This window comes from Gluconobacter sp. R75690 (genome assembly GCF_015244525.1).
In the GTDB taxonomy this organism is placed as follows: Bacteria; Pseudomonadota; Alphaproteobacteria; order Acetobacterales; family Acetobacteraceae; genus Gluconobacter; species Gluconobacter potus.
In genome coordinates this window covers 1-12133 of the sequence record NZ_JABCQB010000025.1, presented here as the reverse complement: position 1 = coordinate 12133, position 12133 = coordinate 1, and the positions used below count along the sequence as shown (strand labels likewise).

General features: G+C 61.0%; 10 protein-coding genes. 9 read left to right on the top strand and 1 reads right to left on the bottom strand.

The genetic code is table 11. The annotated features are described in order from the left end of the window. Positions 1–246 precede the first annotated feature (246 nt). A complete protein-coding gene (locus HKD27_RS16675; protein ID WP_255522974.1) occupies positions 247–372 on the bottom strand; it encodes a hypothetical protein in 126 nt (41 codons plus the stop codon). Between the two features lie 124 nt (positions 373–496). Between HKD27_RS16675 and HKD27_RS15965 the strand changes: the two genes are divergently transcribed. The 9 genes from HKD27_RS15965 to HKD27_RS15925 all read left to right on the top strand — a co-directional run bounded on the left by HKD27_RS15965 (position 497) and on the right by HKD27_RS15925 (position 11653). Then, positions 497–2101 (top strand): FGGY-family carbohydrate kinase, encoded by a 1605-nt coding sequence (locus HKD27_RS15965; protein ID WP_194690188.1) that lies wholly within the window; start codon positions 497–499, stop codon positions 2099–2101. Further along, on the top strand, positions 2098–3807 hold the full coding sequence (locus tag HKD27_RS15960) for a glycerol-3-phosphate dehydrogenase/oxidase (RefSeq protein WP_194690187.1): 1710 nt from the start codon (positions 2098–2100) through the stop codon (positions 3805–3807). Before HKD27_RS15965 ends, HKD27_RS15960 begins: the two co-directional genes overlap by 4 nt. 3 nt (positions 3808–3810) lie before the next feature. After that, positions 3811–4803, top strand: coding sequence for a hypothetical protein (locus HKD27_RS15955; protein WP_172493376.1), 993 nt, complete (start codon positions 3811–3813; stop codon positions 4801–4803). A gap of 120 nt (positions 4804–4923) precedes the next feature. Next, positions 4924–5751, top strand: a complete 828-nt coding sequence (locus HKD27_RS15950) for a triose-phosphate isomerase (protein ID WP_194690186.1) — start codon at positions 4924–4926, stop codon at positions 5749–5751. A 78-nt stretch (positions 5752–5829) separates the two neighbouring features. Next, positions 5830–6312 carry an RpiB/LacA/LacB family sugar-phosphate isomerase gene (locus HKD27_RS15945; RefSeq protein WP_062495040.1) on the top strand — a complete coding sequence of 161 codons (483 nt, stop codon included), beginning with the start codon at positions 5830–5832 and terminating at the stop codon, positions 6310–6312. Between the two features lie 54 nt (positions 6313–6366). Further along, positions 6367–7308: a substrate-binding domain-containing protein gene (locus HKD27_RS15940; RefSeq protein ID WP_062455916.1), complete on the top strand. Its 942-nt coding sequence runs from the start codon at positions 6367–6369 to the stop codon at positions 7306–7308. A 30-nt stretch (positions 7309–7338) separates the two neighbouring features. Further along, positions 7339–8844, top strand: coding sequence for a sugar ABC transporter ATP-binding protein (locus HKD27_RS15935; RefSeq protein ID WP_194690185.1), 1506 nt, complete (start codon positions 7339–7341; stop codon positions 8842–8844). Beyond that, positions 8834–9856, top strand: coding sequence for an ABC transporter permease (locus HKD27_RS15930; protein WP_194264363.1), 1023 nt, complete (start codon positions 8834–8836; stop codon positions 9854–9856). The genes HKD27_RS15935 and HKD27_RS15930 overlap by 11 nt, the downstream gene beginning before the upstream one ends. A 21-nt stretch (positions 9857–9877) precedes the next feature. Further along, positions 9878–11653 (top strand): dihydroxyacetone kinase family protein, encoded by a 1776-nt coding sequence (locus HKD27_RS15925; RefSeq protein ID WP_194690184.1) that lies wholly within the window; start codon positions 9878–9880, stop codon positions 11651–11653. Positions 11654–12133: the final 480 nt, after the last annotated feature.

The window sequence follows — 12133 nt, the reverse complement described above, 5'->3', positions numbered from 1 at the left end:
CAAGCAGATGCGCCGCATCGCAGCCCGTTACGACAAGACCGCCTTGTCATTCATGAGTTTCCTCAATATCGCCGCCGCAAGGCTCTGGATCAGCTCTTTTGTCAACGTGACCTAATTCTCCCATGCTGACTGTCCCCCTCCATCGTAGGCCTGTGAATCACAATAACTCTCTCTCATCTCAATGAGTTAATAGGTCCTAAGCCTAAAAAAGCATGGTGTGAGGATTTCGACTGCCTCTCACTTCCTTCACCTCGGCAGGGGATGAAAGGCGGTTATTTTATCAAACCAGCCCCAGGCGTCGAACTGATTGAAAAGATCGGCATCCAGATAGCCGTCTTCTCCTTCGGTGATGGAAAGCCCCAGAGATGTCACACAACATATCACATTTATCTATGATAAATCACATATAAATGTGTTAAACATATCATTTATTGTGTTATGAGTGCTCATCGTTTTTATCGCTCGATGATCTGTCGTGCTGTCTGGAGGGTGTTCAATGCGCCAGGATTTCACCATCGGAATCGACAGTGGTTCCACGACGACCAAAGCTGTCGTGTTTTCGCCGACTGGTGCGATCACAGGGACGGGGCGTCGTCGTGTTCCACAGCATATGGACCGGCCGCACCATGTTGAGCGGGATATGCATGAGACCTGGGAGGCCGTCATCGGTTCGGTTCAGGACGCACTGGCGGATGCAGGGATCGATGGTTCGGCGGTTGCCGCCGTCGGGCTGACTGCACATGGGGACGGTGTTTTTCTGCTTGACCGCTCAAGTAACCCGTTGGGGCGGGGGATCATGTCGCTCGACAGCCGTGCTACCGCGCTCCATGAGCGCTGGCAGCGCGACGGCCTGTCTGATCTGGTTCTCCCGGTGGCGGGTCAGCGTCCTTATGCCTATTCGGCCAACACGCTTCTGGCCTGGATCCGGGAGAACGAACCGGAGCGTTATGCGACGATCGGGTCTGTCATCTTCGCCAAGGACTGGATCCGGTACTGCCTGACGGGTGAGATTGCGACGGATCTGACGGAAGCCAGCACGTCTTTCACGGATCTGCATACACAGAACTACAGCGATGAACTGCTGGAAATCCTGGGATTGCAGGGCATCCGAAATGCGCTGCCGGAGATGCGGCTGTCCTGTGAAAGCGGTGGGGTCCTGACGCCTGAGGCTGCTTCCCGGACCGGCCTGAGGGCTGGAACGCCTGTTTCGGTCGGGCTGCATGACGTCACGGCCGCTGCGGTCGGTGTGGGTCATACGCAGGCCGGGGATCTTTCGATTACGGCGGGTACGTTCTCAATCAATGAAGTGTTCCGGGACCGGCCGGTCATCGGGGAGGGCTGGGCCTGTCGCGCCGGATATCGGCGGGGCCTGTGGAACTGCATGGCCATTTCGCCAGCGTCTTCCAGCAATCTTGACTGGCTGGCCCGGCTTCTGAAGCCCGACGAACAGGACGCGGCCCGGCAGCTCTCGGCGGAAATGGAAAGCCGCCTGTCAAAGCCGGGCGGACGTCATCAGGTTCCGCTGTACCATCCCTTCCTGTTCGGCTCGCCCTATGAAGCGCCGGCCAGTGCTTCGCTATTCGGGGTCCAGTCCTGGCACGACCGGGCTGACCTGTTCCAGGCCATGGTGGAAGGAACGATCTTCAATCATCGCGAGCATGTCGATGCCCTGCGCCAGACAGGCCCGGTCCGCAGGATCGGCGTATCGGGCGGCGGGAGTGGCCAGCCGGTGATTGCACAGATGTTCGCCGATATTCTGGGAGCAGACGTTGAAATACCCGAAGTGCGTGAAGCAGGCGCGCTGGGAGCTGCGCTGACAGCCAGTGTCTCTATCGGACGATACGCCGATCTGGAAGAAGCCGTATTCTCCCAGATCATTCCGATGCAGACATACAGGCCCCAGACCGAACGGCGTCGCGTCTATGAAGGGATTTACCGGCGTTATGTCGCTCTGACCCAGGCCATGCGGCCTTTCTGGTCGGATCTTTATGATGGTGGCCCGGCTCAGGCAGAGCCCGTTACAGAGCCTGTCGGTGTGGAGACGGGCGCTGTCCTGAATTATGCCGCAATGGGCTTCATGCCGCAGGAGGCCAGACCATGACGGGGCTCGCCACCATACCGGACAATGCCACGTTCGATGTCGCGATCATCGGGGCCGGGATCAATGGGGCTGGCCTGTTCCGGGAACTGTCGCTGCAGGGCCTGCGTGTCCTTCTGGTGGACCGGAGTGACTTCTGCTCCGGTGCGTCATGCGCGCCCTCACGCCTGATCCACGGGGGCATCAAATATCTCGAGACCGGCGAATTCCGGCTCGTGGCGCAGTCCACGCTGGAGCGCAACCTGCTGCTGCGTAACGCGCCCCATGTGGTCAAGCCTCTGCCGACCGTCCTGCCGATCCGTTCCTGGTTTGGCGGCATCGTGCCGTCGTTCCGGAAATTTCTGAGGCTGGGCGGCAAAATGACGGATCGCGGTGCGCTCGTTCTGGAAGCCGGGCTGCAGATTTACGATTTCCTCGGGCGTCGTGCCCGGGTGATGCCGCGTCACAGCCTGTTCCTCAAGCGTCAGACACGGCAGGAATGGCCGCATATAGCGGCGGATGTCATGGCGACGGCCCAATACTATGACGCTGCCATCACCCAGCCGGAACGTCTCGGTTATGAATGCGTGCGCGACGGCATGGATGTCGGGACGGGCTGCGCGGTTTCGACCTACACGGTGCCGGTGTCTTTTGCAGATGGGGTTCTGGAGCTGCGGGACGAAAAAAGCGGTGAGACGCGCCATGTCCGTCCGCGGCTCATTGTCAATGCGGGTGGAGCGTGGATCGACCGGATCAACGCTGATCTGGGTCACCAAACCCGTTATATTGGCGGAACGAAAGGCAGCCATCTGCTCCTGCAACATGAGGGGCTTCTGCAGGAACTGCGTGGCCGCATGATGTATTTCGGAACGCCGGACGGACGCATCTGCCTGGCCTATCCGTTCTATGGCCATGTGCTCGTCGGTTCGACCGATCTGCGGATTGATGATCCTGACACCGCCGTCTGCACCGATGAAGAACAGGACTACATGCTGCGTATGCTCGGCGGCCTGTTCCCGGGCTTCCGGTTCAGCGCGGAGGATGTGATTTACCGCTACAGCGGCGTCCGTCCGCTGCCTGCGACCAATGCAGCCGATCCGGGAGCCATCAGCCGCGATCACATCATCCATGAAGACATTCTGGACGGCATACCGCTCCTGTCGCTGGTTGGCGGGAAATGGACGACGTTTCGTGGGCTGGCGGAAGAAACGGCAGACAGGGTGCTGGAAATGCTGGGAGCGGGACGGCACCTGTCCACCCGGGACTTCCCGATCGGTGGTGGCCGCGACTATCCCCCCCCGGAACGGTATTCCGCCTATCTGGACGAGTTCTTCGTCACGCACGGCCTGCCGAGAGCACGGGCGGCCCTGCTTCTGGAGCGTTATGGATCGCGGGCCCGGGCGTTTGCCGTGTTCTGTCAGGAAAAGCCGGATGCGCCGCTGCGCAGTCTGCCCTCCTACACGCGGCGTGAACTGGCCTTCATCGCCACCGATGAACTGGTGCGCACGCTGTCAGATGTCCTGTTCCGCCGCACGCCGATTGCGCTGAGCGGCCTTCTGACGCCGGACGTCGTCCGAGAAGCCGGGGCCATCGTGGGGGAAGCCCTAGAGTGGAGTGCTCAGGAAACAGAGCAGCAGTGTCTGCTGACCTGGCGGGAAGGGCAGGAGCGCCATCAGTTGAAAGGTGAGCTTCCTGCCGCATCGTTTTCACATACAGCCCTGAGGGCATGAACCATGAACCGTTACGAAGAAAAGATTGCCCGCATGGTAGCGGGTCAGGACAGCCGGACCGATTTCATCCTCGCGGATGCCAAGGATTCCGATATGGCGGCCGGAATCAGCGCCACGGGTCTGCATCGCCATCCGGTCTCCATGCAGGAAAAGCGCTCGCGCTTCCGCACCCGGCGCGACTATGTCGATGTGATCAGGACGATCCTCGATCAGGACGTCGTGGACATCATGCTGACTTCGGCTTCGATCCTGGAGACCCTGCTTCAGGAAGATGCCTTCGCCGGGACGCGCATCCAGTCGGCCATCCGCGCCAATGACACCACGGACCTGTGGCGGGGCCGGGGAAGCAGCTATCAGAGCCAGAAATCGGTTCCGTTCCGTTCGGCGTCCCTGATGAAAGCGCAGACCAATCTCGGCCTGTATTCCATGACCTTCAATGGCGATGCCGAGCAGGATAGTCTGGCGCTGGAAGAATTCGCCCGGTTTCGCGAAGAAGCGGCGGAGCGGCGTTTTTCGTATTTCCTGGAAGTGTTCAATCCCAATGAAGGGCGCATTTCCCGGGCGGATCACGGTTTCTTCCTCAATGACATGATTGTCCGCTGTCTGGCCGGTTTGCGGCGCGAAGAGCGGCCGGTTTTCCTCAAGGTGCCGTTCAATGGCGCAGAGGCGCTGACGGAACTCTGCGAGTTCGACCCGTCTGTGATCGTCGGCATCATGGGCGGCGGAAGCGGTACGACCCGCGACTGTCTGGAACTTCTGCATCAGGCCCAGTGCTGCGGCGCCCGTGCTGCCCTGTTCGGCCGCAAGATCGTGGACGCAGACGATCCCGTCCTGCTGATCGAAGCCATGCGCAGTGTCACGGATGGCGCACTCTCGCCCATGGAAGCCACCCATCTCTATCATGAAAAAATGGGCAAACGCGGACTGGTCGCCGGGCGCGATCTGGAGATCGACAGTGTGGTGACGGAAACTGTCCTGCTGGAGCGGGCTGCGTGACGTTTGCGTGAAGGGTGGGGAACCTTTCGGATGTATCGTTATTTTTGACGATAATAACAGTTTTAATGTTATAGTTTAGCGATAAAGTGGTTTAGATATCATTGGGCTGGGAGAATCGTCATGAGCATTCAGCCAGTTGGTCAGTCTTTCGGGAGGTTGGTTGTGGATCAGAAGAGCGTCTGGATCGGGACGAGCTGGAAGATGAACAAGGGACCGGCCGAAGCGATTGCGTCGGCGCGGGCGCTTGAATCCTTCCAGCCTCCGGAAGGGATCCGGTCGTTCGTGATTCCGCCTTTCACGTCGCTGCGGGATGTGTGCTCGGTGCTGGAAGACAGCGCACTGCTGGTGGGCGCGCAGAACATGCACTGGGAGGACAGTGGCGCCTGGACCGGGGAGGTTTCCGCGCCGATGATCGCCGAGTGCGGAGCGTCCATTGTGGAAATCGGCCATTCGGAGCGCCGACAGCATTTCGGCGAGACGGACTGGACGGTGAACCTCAAGGTGAGGGCTGCGCTGCGGCACGGTCTGCGTCCGCTGATCTGCATTGGCGATACGTCGGATGAATTCGAGTTCGGGGTTTCGCAGGAGACGCTGGCACGTCAGGTGAAAATTGCGCTGCATGGGGTGTCCAGAAAGGATCTGGGACAGGTCATGATTGCGTATGAGCCGGTCTGGGCCATCGGATCAGCGGGACGTCCGGCCGAGGCGTCGTTCGTGTCCGGGATCCATACCAGGTTGCGTGCTGTCGTGCGTGAACTGGCGGGGGACAGTGGCGTGCGCATCCCGCTGCTTTATGGCGGCAGCGTCTCGCAGGCCAATATCCGCGATTACGTCGCACTGCCGGATGTGGACGGTGTGTTTGTCGGGCGTGCGGCCTGGGAGCCTGCGGATTTCATGACGCTGGTGGAAAGTGTGAGCGGGGTTGTGTCCCGCAAAATTGCCGCGTGATGACGGTCATCACGGGATCACGTCCTGTTTCCGGCTGCGGAACAGTCTGACTGAACGTCAAAGAAACGGAGAACAGTCATGCGTATTGCGATTGGTGGAGACAGTGCAGGCGAAGGCCTGGCACGGCTTCTGGTGGAACATCTCTCGACACTGGGACGGCATGTCGTCGTTGACATGTCCCATCCCGAGGACGAGCGGGCCGAACTGTATTCGGAACTGAGTGAGCGTGTGGCGCTGGCTGTTCTGCATGGAGAATTCGACCGGGGCATCCTGTGCTGCGGGACGGGGATCGGGGTGTGCATTTCCGCCAACAAGATCCCGGGCATCCGGGCCGCGCTGACCCACGACACGTATTCCGCAGAGCGTGCGGCGCTGTCGAACAACGCGCATATCATCACGATGGGATCGCGCGTCATCGGGCCGGAAGTGGCGAAATCCATTGCCGAAGCCTGGCTGGCCTGCACGTTTGATCCGCGCAGTGCCTCGGCACGGAATGTGGCTGGCATTGATGCGCTCGGAAAGAAATACCGCCAGCAGGCTCCTGTCGGCGCAAGTTGCTGAAGTAAAACTCCCGGTCCGGAACTGATCCGGCTGGTTTTTTGAAAGAATACACTTATGAAAACGGCATTTGCTTTTGCCGCAATGCTGACGGCTGCGCCATTTCTGGCGCCGCTTGCAGCAGGTCAGGCCCATGCAGCGGATAACAGCGCACCCCTGCGCTTCGTGCTGATCCCCAAGACCGTGCATCCCTGGTTCGACAAGGCGAATAATGGGGCACAGGCGGCTGCGGCGATGATCTCGCAGGCGACGGGGCGGAAGGTCGAGATCGAATACCGCGCGCCGCAGACGGCGGATGTGTCGTCCCAGAACGACATTATCGAGCGTGCCATCGCGACCCATCCGGACGGGCTGATCCTCGATCTGCTGGACGAGAAGGGCAACCGCGCCACCATGGACGAGGCGGTGGACGAGAAGATCCCCATGACGGTGTTTGATTCCCTGCCGCCTGAAGGCATGGATATCACGGCTGTGGGCGCGGATTTCTGCGAGCAGGGCACGATGGCGGCCGAGCGGCTGGCGAACCTGGTCGGCAAGAAGGGCGAAGTGGCGATCATGATGGGGGTGCCGACAGCGCCGAACCATACGCTGCGGGCCGAGTGTGAAAAGAAGGTCTTTGCCAAATACCCGGACATGAAGGTCGTCGCGACCGGCGTGGACAATGACAGCATCGAGACCGCGCAGAAGCAGGCCTCTGCCATCATGCAGGCACATCCGGATCTGGTCGGATGGGTCGAGTGCGATGCCTCCGGACCGGTGGGCGTCGGCCAGGCCATCCGCGAGAGCGGCAAGACGGGCAAGGTCAAGGAAGTGGGGCTCGATAACCTCAATGACATGATCCAGCTCATCAAGGATGGGGTTGCTGAGTCCTCTGCGTCGAGCCGGCCGGAAATGCAGGGTTACTGGGCCGTCGTGTCTGCCTGGCAGCGGGCGATGGGGCAGAAGACGCCCAAATACATCGATACCGGCATCGATCTTCTGACGAGCAAGAACCTCTGACGCAGCAGGACAGGAAGGGGAGTGACGGTCATGACAGTTCTTCAGATTGAAGGCGTCCGGAAGACCTATCCCGGTGTGGTGGCGCTCGATCATGTCGATCTGACGCTGGAGCCCGGGAAGATCCATATTCTTGCCGGGGAGAACGGCGCCGGGAAGTCCACGCTCATCAAGACGCTGACCGGGCTGGTCGTGCCGGATGAGGGAACCATCCTGATCGAAGGACAGGATGCGCTGCATGACCGGACACTGTTCGAGAAGGTCGCCTATGTCCCGCAGGAGCTGAACCTGTTCGGGCCGATGACCGTAGCCGAGAACATGTTCATGCCGTTCAACCGTTCCGGGTTCGGGCATCTGACAGTGTCGCGCGGAGCAATGGAGAAGGCGGCGGCGGAACTGATCGAGCGGTTCGGCATTCATGCGAAGCCGGGGCAGCTCGTAAACCGCATCAGCGTACCGGACCAGCAGCTCCTTCAGATTGCGCGCGCGGCATGCCGTGAAGAATTCAAGGTTCTGATCCTTGATGAGCCGACGTCTTCGCTGACGGCCAATGAGACGGAGCATTTGTTCCGCATCATTCACCGGCTGCGCGATGAAGGCTGCGCGATCGTGTTCGTGTCGCACAAGATGGAAGAAATTTTTGCGCTTGGGGACACGGTGACGGTGTTGCGCAATGGCCGCAGCGTGGGAACCTATCCGATGCCGGAGATGACGGAGGTGCACCTGATCCGGCTGATGTCGGGCAGTTCGGTCTCGCTTGAGGAGAAGTTCCAGCCGCGTATGGCGGCGTCTGAATCCGACGTCATCTTGAGCGTTAAAGATATGTCGGGGCCGGGGTTCTCGGATGCATCCTTTGTTCTGCGGCGGGGGGAAATCCTCGGGTTTGCGGGGCTTGTAGGCGCCGGGCGCTCGGAGCTGATGCAGACGATCTTCGGATATCTGCGTTCGACGGGGGGGCATGCGTTTCTTGAGGGTGAGGAGATCCCGAAGGGCCGCACTGACCGGGCCGTGGCTCTGGGGATGGTTTACCTGTCCGAGGAGCGCAAGCATCACGGCATTTTCCCGCTTCTGAGTGTGCGGGAAAACATCAGCCTCTCGGTTCTGGACCGCATGAAGCGCGGCGGGATTATTTCTCCGGCGCGTGAGAACGAGGTCGTGGCCGATACGATCCGCCAGTTCGATGTGCGGACGTCCTCGGCCGGCAAGAAGATCGCGCATCTGTCGGGTGGGAACCAGCAGAAGGCCATCATTGGTCGGGCGATGGCGCGGCGGCCGCGTGTGCTGATTTTCGACGAGCCGACCAAGGGCATCGATATCGGCACGAAGTTCCAGATCTACCGCATCATGCAGCAGCTCGCGGAAGAGGGCGTGGGGATCATTCTCGTCTCGTCCGAAATGACCGAGCTCCAGCGCTGCGCCTCGCGGATCATCACCATGTATTCCGGCCGGATCACGGGATCGTTCGATCAGGCCACTACTGACGTCAACACGCTTGTCGGCGCGATCATCGGCGCCCCGGAGACCCGTCATGTCGCTTGAAACCACTGTTCCGGCAGCCCCTTCGCAACAGCCGCCGAAGCTCCCGCCACTCAAGGCGCTCGTCTCCCGTCTGGCAGGAAATCCGCTGGGGGGCGTGATTGCGGCGCTCGTCATTATCTTCGGGGCGTCCTGTGCGCTTTCGCCGCACTTCCTGACGACGTTCAACATGATGATCATTGCCCGTGCGCTGGCCTTTATCGGGCTGGTGACGATCGGGCAGTCCGTCCTGATGATCCTCGGCGAGCTTGATCTGTCCGTGGGTGCGATTGGTGGGCTTGCAGGCGTGGTTGGTGGCATCCTGATGGTTCAGCTCGGGCTCAATCCCTGGCTGTCGCTGGGTCTGTGCCTGCTGATGGGTGGGGGGTGCGGATTGCTGAACGGGGCGCTGATCACGCAGCTCCGCCTGCATTCCCTGGTGCTAACGATTGGTATGGCCGGCGTATATGGCGGCGCCAACCTCGTTGCGACCAAGGGTGTTGCGATCACGGGTGTGCCGCGGGACATCACGTTTCTGGGGCGAGGGCTCGTGATGGGCGTGCCGGTGCCGTTCCTGGTGCTGCTGGTCTGTCTGGCGATCGTGGCATTCATCATGCTGCGCACACCGGTCGGGCGTTACATCTATGCCATTGGCAGCAATCCCGATGCGGCGCGGATGCTGGGGATCCGGGTCAATGCGATCCGTATGGGCGCGTTCGCGCTGGCCGGGTTCCTTTCGGCGCTGGCGGGCATCCTGATGGTGGCGCGTCTGGGCACGGCCCAGCCTTCCATTGGTGACACCTGGGTGCTGGGACCGATTGCTGCGGCCGTCATTGGTGGTGTGGCGACGACGGGTGGCATTGGCAGTCCGATCGGGGCGGTTCTGGGTGCCGTTATCATCGGCATCATCGAAGACATCATCGTTCTGTTTGGCATCTCGCCGTACTGGCAGTCGGTCGTCAGTGGAGGAATCGTCGTGCTGGCGATTTCCTTCGATGCGCTGGCCCGCCGCTACCTCAACCGTGATGCCGTCTGAAATCTGACAGGGAGACGTTCCATGACCAAGATCTGCGGTGACGCATCGACTTTCGCAGCGTCCGCCCTCCGGGGCTTCAGTCTGCTTCATCCCGATCTCGTGCGGCATGTGCGCGGCGGTGTGCTTCGGGCCACGCCGGGCCGTCGCGGCAAAGTGGCCGTCGTCCTCGGCGGGGGCTCGGGACATTATCCGGCCTTTGCGGGCTATGTCGGTCCGGGCTTCGGCGATGCGGCGGTGGCAGGGGACATCTTCGCCTCGCCGTCCACGCAGGCCATCAAAAGCATTGCACGTCAGGCCGATCTGGGAGGCGGGATCGTCCTCGGTTACGGCAACTATGCCGGGGACGTGCTGAACTTCGGGATCGCAGCGGACCGGCTGCGCGAAGAGGGCTATGACGTTCGCGTTCTGGCGACGGCGGATGATGTGGCGAGTTCGGACACGTCCACACGGGAGAAGCGGCGCGGGATTGCCGGTGATCTGGTGATTTTCCGGATTGTGGGGGCTGCTGCCGAGGCGGGGCTGACGCTCGATGAAGTCGAGGAAGTCGCGCAGCGGGTGAACCGCCAGACCTGCACGTTCGGCGTGGCGTTCGATGGTTGCACGCTGCCGGGCGAGAAGGAAAAGCTGTTCGAGGTTCCGAAGAACCGCATGGCACTCGGACTGGGCGTGCATGGGGAGCCGGGCATTGACGAGCAGGATATCCCGGACCCGGAGCATCTGGCGCATATCCTGTTCGATCGCCTGCTGGCAGAGCTTCCGGAAGGGGCTTCGCGCCGGGTAGCTGTTCTGCTGAACGGTCTGGGCAGCACCAAGCAGGAAGAACTGTTCGTCCTGTGGGACCGGCTGGTTCCTATGTTTGAGAAGGCAGGTCTGACGCTCGTGGCGCCGCTGGTGGGCGAGTATGTCACAAGCCTTGATATGGCGGGCTGTTCGTTGACGCTGACTTGGCTCGATGAGGATCTTGAGCGGTACTGGCGTTCGCCTGTGGAATCTGCCGCGCTAAGCCATGGCCAGTTGAGCGGGGACGGGATCACGCGGCTTGAAGTGCCTGAGGAAACCGAGATCCTCTACATGCGCTCCGGAACGGCGCAGGGCCGTCGTGGCGGGGCGTGTGTGGCCGCTGTCATGGATCATCTGGCCCGGACACTGGCTGAAGCGGAGTCTGATCTCGGGCATATTGATGCTGTAGCGGGTGACGGGGATCATGGTCAGGGCATGGCGCGTGGCTCGGCGGCGGCGGCGAAGGTCGCGCGGGCGGCGGCAGATGCCGGCGCTGGTCCTGCGACGGTTCTGGCCTCGGCGGCGGACGCCTGGGCGGACAGGGCTGGTGGCACGTCTGGCGCTCTCTGGGGCGAGGGACTGCGGGCCTTCAGTCTGGCGCTCGATGACAACAGTCTGCCCGATGCGCGACAGCTTTCAGGGGGCGCGCGGAACAGCATGGAGCGCATCATGGAGCTTGGCCGTGCGAAACCGGGCGACAAGACACTCGTGGATGCGCTGGTGCCGTTTGTCGAAACGCTGGAGCAGGCGCTGGCTGCGGGGCATGGACTTGTGGATGCTTGGCGCATGGGGGCGGAAGCGTCTCACGAGGCTGCGCAGGCCACGCGTGATCTGCTACCCCGGATGGGACGCGCTAAAATGCACGGCGAACGCAGTAAGGGGCATCCCGATGCAGGAGCACTCTCGCTGGCACTTTGCGCGCGGATTGTAGGTGAGGATCTGGGCAACGGTCTGGCTCCTGCGGGTGGAGACAAAGACCGGATAGAGGCGATTCGTCTTGTGAAGGCCGGACGGTAATCTGCACCCTGTCCTGATAAAGGACGGACTTTACAGGTTGCCACCAGAACTTGGAAAAGGCCGCTCCTGCGAGCGGCCTTTTCTGTTGTTCGGACCCATGACGGATCTCAGAAGTTCACTCCATGCCTACAGGAAAAACGTAATGCCCCATGTGGAAATGGCCATATAGCGCCACCTTCACCGGCTCGAAACTGCCTTTCAGCGTAATGCGCGCCATGCTTGCAATTCCTTCTCATACGTCACTAGAATTCTTCTCATGGCATGCGGTGACACGGTGATATTCTGGCCGCCGCAGCACCGCATCGTGAGGTGGAGGGTTCGAAAAACCCGTTGGTTTTGAGCCGGTCTCTGTAATTCTATTTTCCCTATGTGGATTAGGGATAGATGGCATGAAGCAGCCGGGTTTCTTTGATGTTGAAGAGCGGCTTGCTCGGTTGAGTGGGCCTGGTGATCAGCTCGAAGCCTTTCCCCGGACTGTGG